The sequence below is a fragment of the Streptomyces sp. NPDC127068 genome (genome assembly GCF_042724695.1).
Lineage (GTDB): Bacteria > Actinomycetota > Actinomycetes > Streptomycetales > Streptomycetaceae > Streptomyces.
On record NZ_JBHXEN010000043.1, the window covers coordinates 32,980 to 53,049 of the forward strand.

Consider the following 20,070-nt stretch of genomic DNA (forward strand, 5'->3'; position numbering starts at 1 on the left):
CCAGTCAACGAGTGGACCGGCCGACGGGCCGGCCGGGTCGGCCCGCCGGTGAGCCCGGCGGCCGTCGGGGGTTCGGGGCGAGAGCCAGGAGGAGGTCGTCCATGCGCACCACCAACAAGGCAGCGACGGCCGCGGCGAGGGCCGCGATCACCACACCACCGGGGTGCGGAGCGACGGACGCACCGGTCAGGGCCTCGGCCACCAGACCCATTGCTGCCACCGCCGCGAGCAGGAGGTTGCGGATCACGTGCGGCACGCCCAGGGGGCCGGCGGTGCTGCCGCCGAAGCAACGGCACGGGACCTGGCGTCCGCCGCGCCGCGCGGCCAGGATGCCGGCGATGAACACGGCCAGCAACGCGATCGACAGGGCGAACCCCGATCCCGCGGTGGCGGGCACGGCCAGCAGGACGACGACGACCGCCTCGGCGGCGATCGTGGCCACGGCCACCGGCGTGGACAGCCGGCGGGGGAAGAGCCGCAGCGCGCTCAACGACGCGACGAAGGCGTCGAAGGACGCACGCCGCCGGGACTTGCCCACGGCCGTGGCCACGAAGACGAGGATCAACAGGAGGCGGGCGGCGAGCGCGAGGTAGTGCATCCGTCCCTCCTTGGGGTCCGCCACGGAAGGTGCCGGTCCGCCGACGGGTCAGCGGCGGCGGACCGGCGGGTTCAACGTGTCAGCGCGTCACGGCTGACGGCGTGCGCACCGGTCACCCGGTCGCACGGTGCTGACGAGCGCCTTCTAGCACTCGCCGGTGCGGCGACACGGGCCACAGGCTCCGCCGTTGTAGGGGCAGAGCTTCCAGTAGTCCATCCGCCCGTTGCAGTAGCAGTGCTTGTAGAACCCGACGGTGGCATCGGCGGTCGTGTTGGGAACCAGACGCTCCAAGGCGCGGTCGCCGATCTTCCTGAGCAGCTTGTTCACGGCATTCCCCTTCCATGCATCGGTGAAATGGCTGAGGTCAGACACTATGAGGACCTCGTACACGGAGGCGTACAACGGGAATACAGCGGTGTGTGTGGCCGATGACACACCAGGTCAGCTCCGTTTCGCCGGGGGTGTTGACACTCGATCCCGCCCCACGCAAGATCCCTTTGTTGACTGAGTGAAAGCGTTCGGTGAACAAGGAGGATGCCTGCCTGTGGGGGGATGGAGTACTGCCGGATTGTGCACGCTGTTGACCGCAGCGGCACTCACGACAGCACACGTACGGAAATCGTTCCGCGTGGTCGCCGTGCGCGGCGACAGCATGGCGCCGACCCTGCAAAACGGGGAACGAGTCGTCGTGCGATGCCGGACACTGGCCGAAGTGGGCCGCGGTGACGTCGTCGTGCTCAAGCCGCCGCGGTCCTCGGGACCGTCGGCCCACCGCCCGGACGACCCGGGCTGGAACATCAAACGGGTGGTCGCGCTCCCGGGCGATCCGGTGCCCGCCGACACCGCGGGGGGCGACGCGCGCGACACCGTGCCGCCGGGGTCCCTCGTCGTCTTCGGTGACGGCCCGGACAGCATCGACTCGCGCCACCGCGGATTCTTCGACGGCGACCGCCTCCTCGGGATCGCGGTGCGCCGACTCGGCGGAGCACCCCTGTGATCGCGGGCACGATCGGTGGCGTGCCGGGGCCGCCCGCCGTGGCCTTCCGCGCCCTCGGGGCACTGGAGCTGAGCGTGTCGGGCGATCCCGTCCACATCGGCGCGGACAAACAGCGCGTCCTGCTGGCACTGCTCCTCGCTCACGACGGGCGGACGGTGCCCACGCCGGTGCTGGTGCGGGAGATCTGGGGCGATGAACCGCCCCCGTCGGCGGTGGCCAACCTCCGGACGTACGTCATGAAGCTCCGCCGCTGGTTGCACGCTTCCGACACCCGGCTGACCACCTCACGCTCCGGATACCTGCTCCAGATCGGCGAGGCCGACTTCGACCTGCCGCGTTTTCGCGCCACGGCCGCCCGCGCGAACCGCGCCGCCGCCCAGCGGCGTCTGCCCGAGGCCGCCGAACTGTACGCCCAGGCCCTGAACCTGTGGCGCGGCCTCCCCCTGGAGAACGTCACCCCCGGGACGGCGCTGCGCGAGTTCACCCAACATCTGACCGAGCTCCACCTGAACACCGTCGAGGAGCAGGCCGGAGTCGAGACGGCACTCGGACGCCACGGAACGGTCGTTCAGCAACTGCGCCAGGTCATCGAACTGCACCCGCTGCACGAACGCCTACGGGGACGCCTGATGCTGGCGCTGTACCGCAACGGCGACATCGCGGGCGCCCTCGGGGCGTTCGGTGCCGCCCGCGCGACCTTGCGCGACGAACTCGGCATGGACCCCGGCCCCGAACTCTCCCGACTGCACCAGGCCGTCCTCAGCCGTGACCCGACCCTGCTCGTTCCCCAGACCCCGACCGAAACGGCCCACCGCGCCACCCGCAGTGCCCTGGCCCGCGGACCACGACAACTCCCCGCAGAATCCACGGTGTTCGTCGGTCGACATCCGGAGACCGAACGGGCCGACCAAGCCCTGCGCGCCGCCACCTCGACCGCGAATGCAGGGGCCACCCGCGCCGCGACCCTCGTCTTCCACGGACAGGGCGGCTTCGGGAAGTCCGCCCTCGCCCTGCACCACGCGCACACCCTCGCCCCGTGGTACCCCGACGGCCAGCTCTACACCGACCTCGCCGAGACCGCACCACACGGCCCACCACAGACCATCGAGGTCATCACCGGCTTCCTCCGTGCGCTCGGCGTGCCACCCGCACGGATCCCCGGCTCCGCCACCGAAGCCGCCATGTGCTTCTCCTCGGTGCTCGCGGGCCGCCGGATGCTCATCCTCGCCGACAACGCCCGCCACGCCTCCCAGATCCTCCCGCTGATCCCCGCGAACAACGACTGCGCCGTCCTCGTGACCAGCCGCTCCAGCCTGCCCACCCTGGTCGCCACGCGCATCCCCGTGGGCGCCCTCGACGAAGCCAGCTCGGTCCGGCTGCTGGCACAGCTCGGCGGCGGCGAACGGTTCGTCCGCGAGGAAGCCGCCGCGGTGCGACTGGCCGGGCTCTGCGGACACCACCCGCTGGCGCTGCGGATCGCCGGAGCGCGTCTGGCCGGAAGACCCGAATGGACGCTGACCGGCTTCGCCGAACGCCTCCGCCACCGCGCCCACCGACTGGACGAACTACAGGCCGAGGGGCTGTCGGTGCGCGCCTGCATCCACCAGAGCTACCGTCAACTCCTGGGCGCCGCACGCACGGGCTCCGCGCGCCTCGCGCCCACGCTGCGCCTGCTGCGCCTGCTCGGTCTGCACGGCGACGACGAGTTCGACGTGGCCCACGTGGCCGCGCTCCTGGGCTCCGACGAACGCCGTGCGGCGGACGCCCTCGACCAACTGGTCGAGGCCCAACTCATCGACCCCGTCACCGAGGACACCTTCCGCATCCACGAGCTGACTCGGCTGTACGCGGCAGAGCTGGACCTGCCCGACCTCACCGTCCGGACCCCTCACCTGACCGTCGCAGCGGGCGCGGCTTCGTGATCCGGACGACCGGAGCCGGTCGGCCACCACGGAGCGCGCGTGCGTCCACGGGGCCGATCCGACGGGCATGTCCGGAAAGGAGCAGGGCAGGGGAGAACTGACGGCGAAGATGGGCCGTCACCCCCCCCGCCCCGGAGGGGCCGTGCGACCGGGTCGCCCTCACCCCGCGCGGGGTCCCACGGGAAGGGACTCCCGCTGCACGAGGACGCCTGGAACTACTCCTCATCCCCGCGGGCGCCGGGAGACCCCCTACGATCTGTGTGCGGTCGCCTCGTTGAGGAGCCTACGGACTGCGGGGCTAAGGCTTGAAGGCGTCCTTGGCCTTCTCCTTGGCCGCTCGGGCGTGACCTTCCGCTTCCTTGGCCCTGCCCTCGGCCGCCAAGCGTTCGTTGCCCACGGCGTGTCCGGTCCCCTTCTGGACCTTGCCCTTGATCTGTTGCGCTTTCGCGCGGGCCTTCTCGTCCTTCGCCATGACACGTCCTTCCTCTCGTGGCAGATTCCTCGCTCTTCACCATTACACGGCGAACGGCGGAGGTTGTCGCCCCGAGGAGGGCCGGGGCCGCTCCTCACAGCTGGCTGCGGGCCGCGGCCAACGCCTCCTCGACGGAGTAGGTGCCGGTCGACACGCACAGGGTGTACTCGGTGTCCAGGAGCTGCCGCCACGCCTGCAGCGGTACGACGTCACCGGACACCTCATGCCGCAGGGCGGCATGGATGGCCAGCAGGTTCCGCAGTACGGCCGGGTGCGCCTTCAGCATGAAAAGCCTCCACCTCCGGGGGGCACCGGGAGCGGTGCCGCGCCCGGTGCGGCGGCGAACGAGCAAGGCCACCTCGTCCCCGGGTACCCCCGAACCGCGACCCCACCCGCCCCGGCTTGGGGGGCCGTGCAGCCCGGCCGCGGAGGGGAACCTTCCGCGACCGCCGTCCGTCGTGGGTTACGGAGCCGGAACCCCGGCTCGTGCCCTTCGACGGAGGCGGATCCGCCATGCAGACGAACGACACGGGCCGACTGGAGGCCACCCTGGGCGGCCAGCGGGTGACGCTGTCCCTCCAGCCGACGGACGCACCGTGGGCCGCGGGCGGCATCGGAGTGCTGCGCGCCGTCCCGGCCACCCACACCGATCGGGGCGAGGGCCCACCGGCGCTCCCCGAGGAGTCCCCGCTCCCCATGTCCGTGGCGATGCTGGGCCTGGGGCTCTGAGGCGAGCGCGGGTCTCCGCAGTCGCGCGTCGCGGCGAGGGTCCCTCGTTGGAGTGGGGCTCAAGGGAACCCCTCGACACATCCGTCACAGATGGTGATTCTTTGTGTGCATAGCGACACTTGTGCTCACTTCGGGCGCTATCTGTTGAAGGAGTGGTTGCGATGAACACGCGTTCAGTGATGTGTGCCGTGGCGGCGGTACTGGCCCTCGCCGGTGCGGGGAGCGCCCACGCGGTGACCGCGCTGGGTCCGGCCGGTACGGTCCCGGCCGCCGAGCGGGCGGTGAACGCACGGCCCACCAGCGACACCATCATCCGGCCGCGGGCGACGATCTGTAAGAACCAGGCATGGACGTCGGGCAACGGCCGGGCGGTCCTGCGCCTCCAGGAGGACGGCAACTTCGTCCTCTACAAGGACGGCCGCGCCGCGTGGCAGGCTCCCAACACGTGGAGCCGCGGCAACTGCGCCGTCTTCCAGGAGGACGGCAACTTCGTCGTCTACGACAGCGCCGGCCGGGCCGTCTGGGCGGCCGGCACCTGGAACAAGGGCGCCTATCTCGCCGTGCAGGACGACGGCAACGTCGTCGTCTACGACAGCAGCCGTCGCCCCGTGTGGGCGACCAACACCGGCGACTGAGCGCCGCTCCGACCGCCGGCAGCGCGCGGCACGGAGGCACCCCCGGACGGGATTCCCGTCCGGGGGTGCCTCGTTCGGCGCGGTGCCGGCGCTACGGTGCCCCGACGGGAGCCTTCGGCGCACCCGCTTCGGTCATGGTCCAGCCGAGCAGCCCGTACAGGAGCTGCGTCGCACCGGGCATGAAGGCGGAACCGTGGTGGTAGACGGGGTCCATCGTGGTGACGACGAGACGGCCCGGGGTGGAGACGCGGTCCTCGTAGAGGAGGACTTCCGCGGGACCCGGGCCCTCCTTCTCGGTGAGGGCCAGGACGCTGGCGCCCTCCGGCGGGTGGAGGAGGCCGTGGTAGTGCCAGCGGACCGAGCGCTCGCTGAGGTGCCGCCAGGCGGGGTGGTCCGGCGAGCGCCGCCGCACCCCCGGGTCCGCGCCGGTGCGCCACCACCAGAAGTCGGTCTCCGCGGGCCGGTGGGACCGCAGCCCGGGGAGCCAGGGCGCGATCTCGTTCTCCCCCAGGACGATCACCGTGCCGCCGCGCTCCGTGACGGTGAGGATCTCGGGTGCGGCAGCGGTGAGTCGGGCGCCGTGCAGCCGGTCGCAGACGAGGAGGACGTCCAGGTCCGCGAGGTCACCCGCGGCGAGCTCGGGCAGGTAGTGGGCGCGCGGTCGCCAGAGGTGGACCGCGGGGTCGTCGAGGGCGGCGAGCTGGAAGAAGCTGCCCCCGTGGAGGATGCCCAGACGGGCGGGTTCGGGGCTCATCGGGGTCCCTCCAGCCAGTCGAGCAGTCGCGCCCCGAGGTGGCGGGTCGTGCGGTCGTGGTCGCTGAAGGACAGCAGGTCGTTCCCGGCGTGGGCCAGGACCGCCCCGGCGCCCAGCGGGTAACTGATGTCGATCGGGAGCCGGTACGGGCCGATGCCGTTGATGACCGTCGCGTCCTCGGGCAGCGCACCGTGGTAACCGCGTCCGTAGAAGCCGGCGACGCCGACGCGCGCGAGTTCCTCGCCGGTGGGAGTGCCGGGGACCCCGGTGCGGTAGAGGAGTTCGTCGAAGTCGACGCCCGCCCAGACGGGGTGCGGGGTCACCGGGGTGATCCGCAGGTCGCGCGGACCGCGGTGGTCGAGGCGTCGCCAGGGGGCGAGACCCGGCAGGAACGGCCGGTTGACGTGTCCGTTGACGAGGACGCGCCCACCGGCGCGTACCCAGTCGGCGAGCAGGTCGGCCCGCGCACTGAGGAAGACCTGGTCGCAGTCGAGGGAGAGGATCAGCCCGCGGCAGCCGTCGAGACGGGCGGCGGTCAGCTCGTAGAGGTCGAAGGTGGAAACCGGTCGGTCGGGGACCGTGCGGTCGACCGTCGAGGGGCCCATCGTCGCCTTGAGGACCCGTGGCGCGGGTTCGCGCGGCGGGGGAGTGCCGGGGACGGGGGAGCCGGTCATGGGGCGCCTTCAGTGGTGCGGGTGGGGCGTTCGGGCCCCAGATCGGGAACGACGAGGGTGCGTGGTCCGCGCGGGCCGTCGGCCCGGGGGGTGGTGACCGGCAGGCCGTACACCTCGGTGAGGGTGGAGGCGGTGAGGAGATCGGCGGCGGGGCCGGTCCGCACGTCCTCGGGGCCGAGCACGAGGGTGACGTCGTCGGCGAGGTGCAGGGCGTGGTCGGGGTGGTGGGTGGTGAGCGTGATGCCCATGCCGTCCGCGGCGAGCGACTGCAACAGGGTCAGGACCCGCGCCTGGTTGCGCAGGTCCAGGGCGGACACCGGTTCGTCCAACACCATGATCCGGCACTGTGCTGCCAACGCCCGTGCTATCAGAACCAGTTGGCGTTTTCCGCCGCTGAGGTGCGCGTAGTCCCGGTCACGCATGGCGGTGATGCCGACGCGTTCCAGGGCCTCGTCCGCGAGTCGTCGGTCACGGCGCCCCGGCGACGCGTACGCCTTGAGCTGTCGGGAGCGCCCCATGAGGACCATGTCGGCGACGGGGTAGGAGAAGGCGGTGCTGTGCGACTGCGGTACGTACGACACCGGACTGTCGCTGGCCACCGTCCCCTCCGTGGGGGTGAGCAGCCCGGCGAGACAGCGCAACAGGGTCGTCTTGCCGCGGCCGTTGGGCCCCAGCACGGCGTGCACGCGGCCTTCGTGGGCGGCGACGGTGACCTCGCGGAAGACGAAGTCGTCGCGGGTGTAGCGGTAGCCGAGGGAACGTGCCTGGATCATTCGTTGGTCCACAGTCGGTTGCGGGAGCGGGCCAGGATCGCGACGAAGAAGGGGACACCGATGACGGCGGTGAGGATGCCCAGCGGCATCTCGGCCTCGGTGACGGTGCGCGACAGGGTGTCGACGAGGGTGAGGTAGGCGCCGCCGACGAGGAACGCGGCCGGCAGTTGGATCCGGTGGTCGGTGCCGACCCAGAGCCGGGCGAGGTGCGGTACCACCAACCCGACCCAGCCGATCAGCCCGGAGACGGCGACCGCGCCGGCGGTCATCAGGGCGACCGCCGCGAGCAACCACACCCGGGTGGTGCGCGGCGGCACCCCGAGGGCCTGGGCGTCCTCGTCCCCCAGGGAGAGGACGTTGAGCCGCCACCGCAGCACCAGGACCACCGCGGCACCCGCCACGACGGGCACGGCAGCCACCAGGACCTTTCCGTAGTCGGCGGTCGACAGGCTGCCCAGCAGCCAGAACACGATCGACGGCAACTCCGAGTAGGGGTCCGCGACATAGGTGGTGAAGGAGACCAGCGCGGCGAAGAAGGCGCCGGTGACGGTACCGCCGAGCACGATCATCAACAGCGGGGAGCCGGTGGAGAGCCGTCCGATCATCAGGACCACCGCGAGCGCCGCCAGCCCGCAGACGAAGGCACTGCTGACCAGGCCGATCGAACCGAGCCCCAGCACCAGGGCGAGCACGCCGCCGAAGGACGCCCCCGAGGAGACGCCGATGACGTCGGGGCTGACCAGCGGGTTGCGGAACACGCCCTGGAGCGCCGCGCCGCCGAGCGCCAGCCCGCCGCCGACGAGCACCGACAGGATCAGCCGGGGCAGTCGGACGTCGAGCACCACGGTCTGCTCGGTGGCCGTCCAGGTCTGGTCGATCGGGACCACCTGTCCGAGCAGCATCCGTACGATCTCGTTGGGCGGGACCACGTACCGCCCCACGGCGAGCGCACCCAGGGCGACGAGCAGGCACACCGCACCCAACAGGGGCAGACCGCGGGTCCACGTACGGGACGGCCGGTCCCCGCGCACGTCCAGGGTGCGTTCAGGCGCGGAAGCCGTCATGGCCGCTGCTCCTGGAGTTGAGGTCGAGCCGGAGGACGTCGTCGACCTGGGCGGCGGAGATCCGGTAGCCGTAGAGCCGGTCGAACGCGCCGGTGAGCTGGGCGCGGAGCCCGCCTGCCCGGGCGGTCGACGGGTACAGGACCTGCGTCATCCACCGCCACATCAGGGGGGACTCGGCGCACGGCGGGTCCCATCGGTATCCGCCCAGCGGGATCTTGTACACGCGCCGGTCGCGCACCGCCCGCACCCGGGCGAGCTTCGGGTCGCCGTACAACGCGGCCGGCGGCTTCTCGTCGAAGGCGCTGAGCAGGATGACGTCGGGGTCCCACTCCAGGATCTGTTCCGTGGACACCTGGGGGCTCGCCGCCTTCAGGTCCTTGGCCGGGTTGACCCCGCCGACGAGCTCCGTGCAGAAGTTCATGTAGCCGCTGCCGTTGTACGAGGTCCACCCGTCGGCGGCGGCCCGCAGGTACAGCACTTTCTGGCCCGTACGCTGCTGCCCGCGGACGAGCGCGCTCACCGCGGTCTTCTCGGCGTGCATCCAGGACACGAGGTCGTCGGCGCGGCTCTCGTTCCCGGTGAGTTTGCCGAAGAGGGAGATCCAGGTCTCCAGCTTCTCCTGGGTCCCGTACGTCAACCCGATGACCTTGAAGCCGGCGTTCTCCAAGGGGGCGATGACTTCGTCGCCCATGTCCCCCCACTGGATCACGACATCGGGCTTCAGCGAGAGCAGCGTCTCCACGTTGGGGACGAAGTCGCTTCCGGACACGGTCCGGGTCTTCGTGGAAGCGGGGAACATCTCGCCGAAGATGCCCTGCTTGTTGGCGACGAGGGTCGACTCGTTGATGCCGACGATCCGGTCGACACCGCCGTCCACCGCGGCGAGGATCGACGGCGAGGGGATGACCGTGGTGGCGATCTTGGAGACGGGACCGTCGAAGGAGACCTTCACGCCGCGCTGGTCCGTCACCGTGAACCCGGCCGAACCGCTCGGTGCGGCGCCCTTCCCGTCCTGCACGTCGCGGGACGAGCAGCCGGCGAGCGCACCACCGGCGGCCACGGCCACGCCCCCGGCACCGAGCAGCTTCAGGAGTCCGCGCCGATCGGTGCTCCTCCGGGTGCTTCCGTGATGCGCTGGGGAGCCGTTGGGCAGGGGTGGCACGGGGGCGGGCATGACGAACCTCCGGACAGGGAAGGTGTTACTTAGGTAAGGCTTACCTTATGTCCACGGGGGTGCGGGATGGGGTGGCGTGTGGGGCGTGAGGGGATTCGCAGGGCGCAACATGTCTCTGCATGGCGGGAGTTGGAATTGAATCGGACGATATGTGCACTTGATCACATGCATTCCGGGGTGACCCCGTCCGAGGCCGCTCGGCCCCGTCATCGCCCACCGCCCCGTCACCGCCCACCCGCCACACTCGCAGCCCGCCGACACCCCGGAGCCCGGCGCGGACGCGACGCGGCGTGGTGACGACCCTTGACGCGGCCCGACGACCGGGCTTCCCTGGCACCATGTCCGCCGAGCCCCGGGGCGATGCCCCGACCCACGGCCTGAACGGGGTGTCCGTCACCCTGCTGACGCCGCTGTACGGCCGCGCACACGCCGCCGACCTCCTCCCCGGCACCACCTTCCGCGACCCCCTCGCCGCCCGCCTGCTGGCCCGGATCGACTACCGGCTGCCGGAGGTCCTCACCGACCGCGGCAACGCCGTCGGATCGGTCCACCGAGCGATCGTCCTCGACGGCATCACCACGGAGTTCGCCGCGCGCCACCCCGACGGGGTCGTCCTCTCCGCGGGCATCGGCCTCGACACCCGGGCCCACCGCCTCGACGACCGCATCCCGGACTCCGTCACCTGGCTCGGCGTCGACCTGCCCGACGTGGTCCGACTGCGCCGCACCCTGCTGCCCGACGACCCCGTGACGCTGCTCGCCGCGTCCGTCACCGAACCCGGCTGGCACGACACCCTCACCGCGCGGACCTCCGACCGCCCCGTCCTGGTCCTCGCCGAAGGCCTACTGATGTACTTCGCCCCCGACCAGGTGCGCTTCTTCCTCGACTCCTGCCGCACGGCCTTCGGACCCGGCACCGAACTCTCCGGCGACTACTTCCACCCCCGGATCGCGCTCAGCGACCGACACCCCATCGTCAAGGCGACCGGCGCCCGCTTCCGTTCCGGTGCACCCGACGGACGCCACCTCGCCGCGACCGCACCCGGCTGGCACGTCGTCGCCGAGCACCCGGTCATGGAACGCATCGGCCCCGTCCACCGCGCCGTCGCCGGACTGTTCCGCCTGGTCACCCTCGGCTCGCGCCCCTACGCCGTCGCCCACCTGAAGGCGGACGCCCCCGACTGAGCCCCGGCGCACCGCGGACACCGGCCCGACACCCGGGCCCCTCAGCGCGGATCGAGCAGCGACGGCCACCCCGCACGGTCCCGGACGTGGTCGAACTCCACGACCTGCGCGGCCAGCACGTCGAAGTGCGGCAGCGGTGCCCACAGCTCGCGTTCACCTATGACGTAGAGACGGCGCTTGGCCCGGCTGGCGGCGACATTGAGCAGGTGCGGGGTGCGCGCCGCCCAACTGCGGGCACCCGGACGGTTGCCGCCGAGGACCAGGACGACCACGTCCGCCTCCTTGCCCTGCGCCCTGTGGACCGTGGCGCAGCGCTCCGCGAGCAGGGCGCGCGTCCACCCCGGACGATCGCCGCAGACCCTCTGACACTCACGGACCAGCGCCCGGAACGGCGCGATGATGCGCAGCCGTTCCAGGTCCACGCCCTCCCGGTCGAGGTGATCGAGGACGAAGGTGAAGGCCCGACGGTCCCGCTCGCCCCACGCGGCGTCAGCCGGCCGCGCGGGATCGTCGGTGTTGAGCCAGCGGCTCGGCAACAGACCGTCGCGGGCCTCGTCCGGGAAGGGCCGCCCGCTGGTGCCGTAGACCATCAGTCCGTCATAGGCGACCTCGTTGCTGACGGTGAACATCGGCTCCTCGCACCGGCGGTGGACCCGCAGCGGCGAGCCCACCCAGACGTGGTCGTCGTCACCCCCGGCCGGCCCCGGGAGAGAGGTGCCGTAGCGGTTCACCCGGTCGGCGACCGCCTGCGCGGACGTCGCCGAGGGCAGCCATTCCTCGTCCACGCCGTAGGCACGCAGCAAGCGGCGCTGGAGCGCCGAGGGCATGGTGACGACGGGTTCGAGTTGCAGCGGGTCGCCCACGAGGACCGCACGCTTCGCCCGCCAGAGCGCGCCGACCGCGGCCTGCGGCGTGGCCTGGCCGGCCTCGTCCACCAGGACCCAACCGATCGACCCCTGCCCGAGGCGGGCGAACATGCTGCCGATGGAGGAGAAGGTGGTGGACACCACCGGAACGAGGAGGAAGAGCGTCTGCCAGGCACGCAGGACCTCCTCGTCCGGAACGGGGCCACCGGTCCCGGCCATCGACTCCATCAGGACCTGGAGATTGCCGCGCACCTTCAACGCGGTGCCCGCGACCAGGGCCCGGTGGAGGTCGAGGGCACGCAGGAACAGATCGCTACGGGCCGTCGCCCACGCCTCGTCGGACCACGGCGAGCTGAGCTCCTGCGCACCGTCCGGGAGCGCCAGCCAGTCCAGCGGCAACGAGGGCAGGCCGTCGGCCGCCTCCCGCAACCCGGTGCGCTGGGCTTCGAGGGCGTTCAACGCGGCGGCCAGGTCCTGCCGGGCCGTCACCGCCTCGCGGCGTGCCCGTCCGGTGGCCTCCCGCGCTGCCGCCTCCGCCCCGCGGGCCGCCTCCTCACGTGCCAGGGCAGTGGCGGCGGCGCTGGTGGCGGCGTCCTGCCCGGCCGAGCACCGAGCATGGCCGTCGACCGCCATGGCCTCGGCCTGCACACACGCACTGACCTGCGTCATCGCCGTGTCCAGCGCAGCCCGCTCCTGCACCAGCGCGATCGCGATCTCGGCCTGGCTGCGCTCGCGCTGCTGCTCGACGGCCTCCCGTTCGGCGCTGGTCTGGAGCAGCCGCCGCAACCCACCGCGCAGACCGCGCTCCACGACCACCGGTGCCTCGTGCCGGGCCGTCAGCGCCTCCACGTACTGACGGCGCTGCGCGGCCAACTCGCGGGCGGCCGACACCCGGGCACGGGCGGTGGCCAGTTCCTGGCGAGCGGCCGGAACCAGCTCCTCCGCGGTTCGTCGGTTGACCGCGGCGGCCCGGCACGCGGCGCCCGCCGCGGCCACGGCCGCGCCGGCCGCACCGTGGCGCGCGTCGGCGGCGGCCACCCCCTCATCCGCACGGCCGACCGCGGCCCGCAGCACCTCGATCCGCTGCGCGGCCCGCCCCGACGCGACCTCGCTCAGTGCCGCGTCCAGCCGGACCCGCTCGGCGCGCAGCCGGTCGACCTCGGCCTGCGCGGCCCGGAACGCCGCGACGGCCCCCTCCCAGGACGGCACCGGGAAGGCCGACCCCACGGGCGGCGCCGCCCCCGTCGACACCCCCGCGGCGGGGGCGGTCGACGTACCGGCGACGGAGACGGTCGACGTACCCGCGGCGCGCGGGGCACGCCCGCCCCGCCCCGCGGAACGCGGCGGCACCCAGTCGCTCAGGATGCTCTGCATCCCGCGCAACCGGGGAAGACCGGCAGCCGACCGCGCCTTGCTCTCCTTCTCGGGCAGCCGCCCCCACCAGAAGCGCTCCCCGAACTCCCGGCGGTTGCCCTTGTTCCCCAGCACCGCCGCCACCAGCCCCCAGGCAGGCGCACCGCCGAGTAGGGCGGACGCGAGGTCCGAGAAGTGGTCGGTGCCGTCGTGCCAATGCTCGTCGAGCGCGTCCGCCCCGGGCAGCTCGGCGGTGATGTTCTCCACCGCTCCGTTGTTCGACGAGGTGACCACGATCTCGAACCCGGTCAACCGCGGGTCCAGCTTCGCGACGAAACGCTTGTGCCGGCCCTGACGGTCGTTGCCCTGCCACGCCCGACCGGTGAACGCCTGCTCCGGACGGTCGAAGGTGGCCATCACCGCGGCACGTTCGACCACGAGCGCGGCGACCAGGTCCCGCAGCATCGTGGTCTTCCCGGTACCGGGCGGGCCGTTGACCGAGAACAGCCCGCCCGCCGAGCCGGCCAGGTCGGCGAGCACACGGTTGACGGCGAACTGCTGACTGAGGGCGAGCGGGTGCTGCGCCTTGGCCGGCCAGCGCCCCGCCGGCACCAACCGGGGGGCGACCCCCGCCAACACGTTCCGCCGGTCGTGCCGCAGATCGGTCCGGGCCTCGGGATCGATCGACTGCCGCGCCGTGAGGTAGCCCTCCAGGGCCGGCCCCGGGCCCTGGGGGAGCGCGTCGCGCACCCGGGCCAGGTCCGGGGGCAGCAGACTGTTGAGGAACGGCTGTGCGGCGGTGCTCTTCTGCGCGTCGCGCGGACGGTGGACCAGCAGGCTGCGCACCCGGATCACCCGGGGATCGAGACGGTCCTGGACACCGCACAGATCGGCGATCTGCGCGGTCAGGGCCACCAGGTCGGCGAGTGCGACCGGCCGGGGACCGCCCACCACCGAGCCGGCGGGGACATCGGTCACCGGTGCCGCACCGCCTCCCTCGGCGGGGGCGCCGTCCGACTCCGGCGACCCGCCCGCCTCCGAGGCGCCCCGCGCGGTGGGGCGCGCCGCCCAGTCGGCGGCGCGCCGCACCAGCGGCTCGGTGGCGCCCCGCACCGCAGCGCCGGTGACGTCCCCGAACAGTGCACCGACCGCACTGGCCGCGGCGCCGCCCAGGATCTCGGTGAGCAACTCCTGCCACCCGCGTGAGGCCGCCCCCGCCTCCGGCCCCGGGGGAACCGTCGACGATCCGGCGGACGCGTAGGGCATCGGGGTGGCGGTCAGCTCGTCGACCGCCCGGGCGAACGCCTCGCTCAACTCGTCGAAGCCGTCCAACCAGCCCGGAGCGGACGGGCCCGGGTCGAAGAGGCGGCCGGTGGCCCAGCCGCACGCGGACACCACGGACGTGTCCTCGACCAGGAGCCCGTGCTCGTCCACGACGAGGGCGAACATCGCACTCTGGCCCGACAGCACCAGCTCGTCCTGCGGCACCCCCGGGTCCGGGTCGGAGTCGGCGGGCAGGACGGCGATCATCGCCTGCCGCAGCAGCTCCAGGTCGAAGACCCCGCCGTAGACCTCGTGCCGCCACATCATCCCGGACGGCGCCCGGCGCGCGGCGGTGTCCGGGTGGTCGGGCGCCCAGGGCAGCTCCCGAGCGCTCTGCCCGGCAGCCGGAACCAGGTCCAGGACGTGCTGGTCGGAGGTTCCGGACCGGGCCGCACTCCGGCGTCGAGGAACCTCGGGAATGCTGGGAGGACTGAACAGTTCGACCGCCCGCCAACAATCGAGCAGGACCGCCTGCCGTCGGCCGTTCTTCTTCCCGGTCCGCACCCGCCGCCCCCGTGTCGCACATCCGGCGCACAGCCGCTTCGCGCGCCGATCAACTGCCGGGAAATCTACCCGACCGACGGTGTCCACCCGGCACCGTCGGCCGCGTCGCCGACCCCCGCGCGGGCGGCCACGCCCACCCCGTGCCGGCGGGGCCCGTCGACGTCGGACGGACCTCACCGCACGGTCCCGGGCGCCGGTCCGAGGGTGCGGCCGGGCACGAAGACACCGGGCAGCAGTTCCTGTGCGGCGGGCGTCCGGACCCGGTCGTCCCGCAGGGCCCGCATGACCTCCACCGCGCGCCCCGCCGCCCGCTCCACCGGGATGCGCACGGTGGTGAACCCCAACAGGTCGATGCCGGGCAGGATTCCGTCGCACCCGGTGAGCGACAGGTCCTCGGGAGCCCGGACGCCCGCCGCCTGGGCCAGCGGGAGGAAAGCGAGCAGACGCCAGTCCGAGGGGAACATCGCCGCGGTGATCCGGCCCGCGCGGTAGAGGTCGATGACCTCCCGTCCGCCCTCCTCGGCCCGCCCGAACGTGGGGGAGTCGATCGTGTGCACCCGGATGCCGTGCTGGCGCAGCCGGCGGGCCATCGCCACGCCGCGCCGGTGCTCGGGCACGGAGTTGTCGGCACCGGGCGTCACCACCGCCACGCAACGGTGCCCCTGTGCCCCTACGGCGTCGGCGAGCTGCGCCGCGTTGTCGTCCTCGTCGTAGGACACGCTGTGGATGCGCGGATGGGGTTCCGGCCGTCCGACCACGACGACCGGCACGAGGTCGAGGAACGGTTCCAGCATCTGGGCCCGGATCACTCCGGTGGCCACGAACATGCCGCCGACGCGAAGCCCGAGCAGCCGGTTGAGCGCCTGACGCTCGTACTGGGCGCCCTCGTTCCGGGAGGGCGCCACCGTCACCATCTGGAGTCCGGCCCCGCTGACCCGGGCCTGCAACTCGCTGAACAGCAGCCCGTACGCCGCATTGGTCGGATCGCGCACCAACAGGCCCAGGATGTCGGAGCCGTGCGCGGCCAGCGAGCGGGCCATCGTGTTGGGTACGTATCCGAGGCGCTCCGCCGCGGCGTACACCGCCGCCCTCGTACGCGGGGCCACCGGCGTCGAGCCGTAGAACACGCGCGAGGCGGTCGCCCGGGAGACCCCGGCCGCGGCGGCGACGGTTTCCATGGTGACCTTCAGCGGGGAAGCGTCGTCGGAGTCGGAACGCGATCGCACCTGCTCACCCCGTCCGCCGCGCACCCGCGGCCGGTCCGTGGTCACGGCGGTACTGCCGCGGAAGGGTGCCGCGGACCTGCTGCCGGTAGCGGGCCAGGAGGTCCGGCCAGTCGGTCTGGACGATGTCCGCACCGTGTTCCATGAGCCACCCCCAGCCGTCGTCCGGGTCACCGAAGACGGAGGTGTGGTCGTCGTGCCCGGCGAAGAGGGGCACGCCGTTCGCGAGGTTGAGTGCGTTGAGGAGGCAGGCCAGCCCCGCCCCGTGCAGGTCCCGGACGACGGAGGGACGGGCCAACTCGTCGTCCTCGCCGACGGCGAGGAGTTCGACGCCCACCAGGTTGACGTCGGGGTCACCGAGCACGGCGTCCACGTCCGCCAACGAGCGCGCCATCGGGATGAACGGGTACTTGACGGGATGCCGTCGCAGCTTCTCCAACCACACCTCCTCCACGGGGCTCTTGAAGACGAGTTGTCCGGCCATGTCGTAGCGGTCGGCGAACCGCAACAGGTCGTCCCAGTACCACCACGACCGGTCCACGTTGAACAGCACCTCACCGCGGAACCGTTCGCACACGGCGTCCAGTTCCGTGACCGGGGAGTCATGGCGGGTCCAGCGGTACCGCAGGGCCCGGATCTCCTCGGCGCGCAGGGTGCGCAGATCGAGGTCGAGGTCGAACGCATGGCGTTCGTAGCCGTCGTGGAGGAGGAAGAACACGCCGTCGACCGATCGGACGACGTCGAACTCGACCATGTCGGCGCCTTGCCGCAGGGCCGCCTCCACGGCGTCGGCGGTGTTCTCCTGCACGTTGCCCAGCCCCGTACCGCGGTGCGCCGAGATCAGCGGGGTGCGCTGCGCGAGGTGGGCGTTGAACAGCGCGTTGACGTTCCGGTACTGCATCTGTCCGAACACGGGGGAGGTTCCTTCCCTCAGACGGTCGACGCCGTCGAAGCGGTGGTGGCAGGGGTGGTGGCCCGCACGCCGGAGGCCGCCGGCCGACGCCGCCTCCAGCGGGGTGAACGTCGTCTCCCGGTACCGCTGTTGCGGCCGTACACGAACCACATGGCGAGGGACGAGATGACCATCAGCAGCACGGTGTAGACGAAGGTCAGGGCCGTTGCGTCGCTGGTGCCCTCACCCCGCGCGGCGTTCTGGATGGCGATGCCGAGCGGCTGGTAGAGCGGGTGGGCGAGGAAGACGGCCGTGTCGTAGTCGTCGAGCAGACTGGTGAAGTTCAGCGCGCTGACGGCCGCCGCGGCCGGGAGGACCAACGGCAGCAGCACCCGACGGTAGGTGCGCAGCGTGCCGGCGCCGAGGAGGGCCGCCGCCTCCTCCAGCGAGACCGGGATGCTCGCGTAGGCGGCCTTGAGCATGCGCAAGGTGAACGGGATCTTGGCCGTGACGTACGCGACGGCCAACAGACCGACCGTTCCGCTCAACACCGCGCCGCCCACCGCGAGTCGGGGTACGGAGTACGTGATGATCAATCCCAGTGCCGTCAGGGTGCTCGGCAGCACCCACGGGATGTGCAGCAGGTACTCGACGGTGACGGTGACGGCGTTGACGAACTTCTGGAGGATCCGGGCGACGAACAGCATCATCACGAGGACGACGACCGCGGTCACCGCCGCGTACCCGACGCTCACCACGAACGGCCAGGACGCCGCCGCATCCGTCAACACCCGCTCGTAGTGGGCGAGGGTGAAACTGCTCGCGCCGAGGTCGCCCGAGGCGATCGTCGCGGCATCGGTGAACGAGAAGAGCACGATCAGCAGCGGCGGGACGAGGTACACCACGAACAGGGCGTAGGCGAGCACATGGACGACCCCGTTCGCCACCGGACGGCCGATGCGCTGCTTCTTCAGCGCCGTGGACACCTTCGACACCGAGAAGTACGTGCCCTGCGCCTGGAGCCGGTTCAGCACGGCGAGCAGCAGCAGCGTCGCCAGCCCGAGCACCAGGGCGAGGGCTGCGGCCAGGTCGCGGGAGCCCGGATTGCCGGAGAACGTCAGGATCATCGGGGTGATCGTCTGGAACTCCCGGCCGCCGAGGACCTGGGGCGCGGCGAAGGCCGCCAGCCCGCCGAGGAACGTCAGGACGGTGACCGCGAACAGGGTCGGCTTGAGCACGGGCAGCACGATCGTGCGCAGGATGCGCCACGGCGAACTCCCCAACTGCTGCGCCGCCTCGATGGTCTGGTAGTCGATCCGGGCGAGGGCGGAGGACAGGAACAGCATGTGGTACCCGGTGCCGGTGAGGGTCATCACCACCACGACCGCGAACATCCCCGAGAACCACGCGGGATCCCACCCCGGTACCACCCGCAGGAGCAGCCGCGTCACGAAACCCGTCTCGCCGTAGACGAAGGAGTACCCCGAGACGGCGACGACACCGCCGTACACCAGGGTCGTCGCGTACCCGAGCCAGAGCAGACGGGCGCCACGGACCGCGAAGTAACGGGTGACGAGGACGATGAACACCCCGAGCACGTTCACCGTGACGGTCAGGACGGCCGCCAGCACGAAGCTGTTGCGCAACGAGTCCAGCGCGCGCTCGGACGACCACAGCTTCTGGAAGGCGCGCCCGCTGAAGGAGCCCCCGGGCGCGAAGACCTCCTTCAACAGCACCGCGTTCGGATGGATCAGGAAGGTGAACACGAACCACGCCAGGGCCACACCCGCGACGACTGCCAGGGGCGAGCGGAGCATCGTCCGCAGGGCGCGGCTCATCCCCGCCCCCCGGCCGCCGACGCACCGCGGTACCGCATCAGGGACGCCGGGTCGAAGACGAGGTCGACCTCCTGACCCGCCGCGAGGTGCGGCCCGTCGCCGTCGCCCAGCACGGCCCGCAACTCATCGTGCTCGGTCCGCAGGCGGTACACGCTGTGCGTCCCGTGGTAGGTGCGCGACATGACGGTCCCTCGGACGGACGGCCCCCGGTGCGGCCGGCCCTCCCGCACCAGGCCGACCTTCTCGATCCGGACGTAGGTGGACTCGGCGGGGTCGAGTTCCGGGGCGCCACGGGCGGCGAGGGCACCCACCAGCCGCGGGCTCAGCCGATTGACCTCACCGATGAACGTGCACACGAACTCGCTCGCCGACCGCTCGTAGACCTCCTCGGGCGTGCCGACCTGCTCGATCCGCCCCCGGTCGAGCACCGCGATCCGGTCACTCATCGACAGGGCCTCGTCCTGGTCATGGGTGACGTAGACGGTGGTGATCCCGAACTGGCCCTGAAGGTCCTTGAGCTGACTGCGCAGCTGGCGGCGCAGCTTCGCGTCGAGGTTGGACAGCGGCTCGTCGAGGAGCAGCACCTTGGGCCGCATGACCAGGGCGCGCGCGATCGCCACGCGCTGCTGTTGACCGCCGGAGAGTTCCGCCACCCCCTTGACGAGCTGCTCCTGCGAGAGGTCGACCTGGTCCGCGATCTCGTTGACCCGCCGGTCGATCTCGCTGCCCGGCCGCTTCTGCGCGCGCAGCCCGAAGGCGATGTTCTCGCGCACGTTCATCCCGGGGAACAGTGCGTAGTTCTGGAAGACCATCCCGACCTCGCGCTTGCCGCTCGGAAGGTGGGTGACCTTCTTGCCACCGACGCGGACGTCCCCGGCGCTGAGGTCGACGAACCCGGCGACCGCGCGCAGCGCCGTGCTCTTCCCGCATCCGGAGGGTCCGAGCAGGGTGAAGAACTCCCCTTCCGCGATGTGGAGGGAGAAGGAGGGCAACGCTTCGAAGGTGCCGAACCTCACCGAAACGTCATCAAAGGTGATCATAGTGGTCCTTGGGCCGGGTCGGGGGCGACGGACAGCGGAGACCGAACGCCCGGGG

19 protein-coding genes are annotated in these 20,070 nt (G+C 72.0%); 5 read left to right on the forward strand and 14 right to left on the reverse strand.

Annotated features, from left to right (window positions below; translation table 11 throughout):
- Positions 1-4: 4 nt before the first annotated feature.
- Positions 5-598, reverse strand: a complete 594-nt coding sequence (locus tag ACFWIA_RS25030) for a MauE/DoxX family redox-associated membrane protein (protein WP_387008718.1) — start codon at positions 596-598, stop codon at positions 5-7.
- 144 nt (positions 599-742) lie between these two features.
- The gene (locus ACFWIA_RS25035; RefSeq protein WP_387008720.1) at positions 743-925 is read right to left on the reverse strand and encodes a hypothetical protein; all 183 of its coding nucleotides are present in this window, start codon (positions 923-925) and stop codon (positions 743-745) included.
- A gap of 217 nt (positions 926-1,142) precedes the next feature.
- Between ACFWIA_RS25035 and ACFWIA_RS25040 the strand changes: the two genes are divergently transcribed.
- Both ACFWIA_RS25040 and ACFWIA_RS25045 read left to right on the forward strand, forming a co-directional pair.
- A complete protein-coding gene (locus tag ACFWIA_RS25040) occupies positions 1,143-1,595 on the forward strand; it encodes a S26 family signal peptidase (RefSeq protein ID WP_387008722.1) in 453 nt (150 codons plus the stop codon).
- On the forward strand, positions 1,592-3,517 hold the full coding sequence (locus tag ACFWIA_RS25045) for a BTAD domain-containing putative transcriptional regulator (RefSeq protein ID WP_387008724.1): 1,926 nt from the start codon (positions 1,592-1,594) through the stop codon (positions 3,515-3,517). The genes ACFWIA_RS25040 and ACFWIA_RS25045 overlap by 4 nt, the downstream gene beginning before the upstream one ends.
- Positions 3,518-3,815: 298 nt before the next feature.
- Here the strand turns inward: ACFWIA_RS25045 and ACFWIA_RS25050 are convergent, their stop codons facing one another.
- Positions 3,816-3,989: a CsbD family protein gene (locus ACFWIA_RS25050; RefSeq protein ID WP_387008726.1), complete on the reverse strand. Its 174-nt coding sequence runs from the start codon at positions 3,987-3,989 to the stop codon at positions 3,816-3,818.
- 94 nt (positions 3,990-4,083) lie between these two features.
- On the reverse strand, positions 4,084-4,275 hold the full coding sequence (locus ACFWIA_RS25055) for a DUF5133 domain-containing protein (RefSeq protein ID WP_387008728.1): 192 nt from the start codon (positions 4,273-4,275) through the stop codon (positions 4,084-4,086).
- 227 nt (positions 4,276-4,502) lie between these two features.
- Here ACFWIA_RS25055 and ACFWIA_RS25060 point away from each other — a divergent pair, with 227 nt between their 5' ends.
- Complete coding sequence (locus ACFWIA_RS25060) at positions 4,503-4,718, forward strand: hypothetical protein (protein WP_387008730.1); 216 nt, start codon at positions 4,503-4,505, stop codon at positions 4,716-4,718.
- Between the two features lie 161 nt (positions 4,719-4,879).
- A complete protein-coding gene (locus tag ACFWIA_RS25065) occupies positions 4,880-5,353 on the forward strand; it encodes a hypothetical protein (RefSeq protein WP_387008732.1) in 474 nt (157 codons plus the stop codon).
- 91 nt (positions 5,354-5,444) lie between these two features.
- Here ACFWIA_RS25065 and ACFWIA_RS25070 read toward each other — a convergent pair whose 3' ends face one another.
- The 5 genes from ACFWIA_RS25070 to ACFWIA_RS25090 are packed head-to-tail and all read right to left on the reverse strand — an operon-like array spanning position 5,445 to position 9,792.
- Complete coding sequence (locus ACFWIA_RS25070; RefSeq protein WP_387008734.1) at positions 5,445-6,107, reverse strand: hypothetical protein; 663 nt, start codon at positions 6,105-6,107, stop codon at positions 5,445-5,447.
- On the reverse strand, positions 6,104-6,781 hold the full coding sequence (locus ACFWIA_RS25075) for a hypothetical protein (protein WP_387008735.1): 678 nt from the start codon (positions 6,779-6,781) through the stop codon (positions 6,104-6,106). Before ACFWIA_RS25075 ends, ACFWIA_RS25070 begins: the two co-directional genes overlap by 4 nt.
- Positions 6,778-7,554 (reverse strand): ABC transporter ATP-binding protein, encoded by a 777-nt coding sequence (locus ACFWIA_RS25080; RefSeq protein ID WP_387008737.1) that lies wholly within the window; start codon positions 7,552-7,554, stop codon positions 6,778-6,780. The genes ACFWIA_RS25075 and ACFWIA_RS25080 overlap by 4 nt, the downstream gene beginning before the upstream one ends.
- Complete coding sequence (locus ACFWIA_RS25085) at positions 7,551-8,618, reverse strand: FecCD family ABC transporter permease (protein WP_387008739.1); 1,068 nt, start codon at positions 8,616-8,618, stop codon at positions 7,551-7,553. Before ACFWIA_RS25085 ends, ACFWIA_RS25080 begins: the two co-directional genes overlap by 4 nt.
- Complete coding sequence (locus ACFWIA_RS25090; protein WP_387008741.1) at positions 8,599-9,792, reverse strand: ABC transporter substrate-binding protein; 1,194 nt, start codon at positions 9,790-9,792, stop codon at positions 8,599-8,601. The genes ACFWIA_RS25085 and ACFWIA_RS25090 overlap by 20 nt, the downstream gene beginning before the upstream one ends.
- Positions 9,793-10,130: 338 nt before the next feature.
- On the opposite strand from ACFWIA_RS25090, the gene ACFWIA_RS25095 reads away from it, so the two are divergent.
- Positions 10,131-10,976, forward strand: a complete 846-nt coding sequence (locus ACFWIA_RS25095; RefSeq protein WP_387008743.1) for a class I SAM-dependent methyltransferase — start codon at positions 10,131-10,133, stop codon at positions 10,974-10,976.
- A gap of 41 nt (positions 10,977-11,017) precedes the next feature.
- Here the strand turns inward: ACFWIA_RS25095 and ACFWIA_RS25100 are convergent, their stop codons facing one another.
- From ACFWIA_RS25100 to ACFWIA_RS25120, 5 genes are all read right to left on the reverse strand, one after another.
- Positions 11,018-15,022 (reverse strand): AAA domain-containing protein, encoded by a 4,005-nt coding sequence (locus tag ACFWIA_RS25100; RefSeq protein ID WP_387008745.1) that lies wholly within the window; start codon positions 15,020-15,022, stop codon positions 11,018-11,020.
- Positions 15,023-15,195: 173 nt separating this feature from the next.
- On the reverse strand, positions 15,196-16,248 hold the full coding sequence (locus ACFWIA_RS25105; protein WP_387008747.1) for a LacI family DNA-binding transcriptional regulator: 1,053 nt from the start codon (positions 16,246-16,248) through the stop codon (positions 15,196-15,198).
- A 4-nt stretch (positions 16,249-16,252) separates the two neighbouring features.
- The gene (locus ACFWIA_RS25110; protein WP_387008749.1) at positions 16,253-17,158 is read right to left on the reverse strand and encodes a glycerophosphodiester phosphodiesterase family protein; all 906 of its coding nucleotides are present in this window, start codon (positions 17,156-17,158) and stop codon (positions 16,253-16,255) included.
- A gap of 17 nt (positions 17,159-17,175) precedes the next feature.
- Positions 17,176-18,975: an ABC transporter permease gene (locus tag ACFWIA_RS25115; protein WP_387008751.1), complete on the reverse strand. Its 1,800-nt coding sequence runs from the start codon at positions 18,973-18,975 to the stop codon at positions 17,176-17,178.
- Positions 18,972-20,015: an ABC transporter ATP-binding protein gene (locus ACFWIA_RS25120; protein ID WP_387008752.1), complete on the reverse strand. Its 1,044-nt coding sequence runs from the start codon at positions 20,013-20,015 to the stop codon at positions 18,972-18,974. Before ACFWIA_RS25120 ends, ACFWIA_RS25115 begins: the two co-directional genes overlap by 4 nt.
- Positions 20,016-20,070 lie beyond the last annotated feature (55 nt).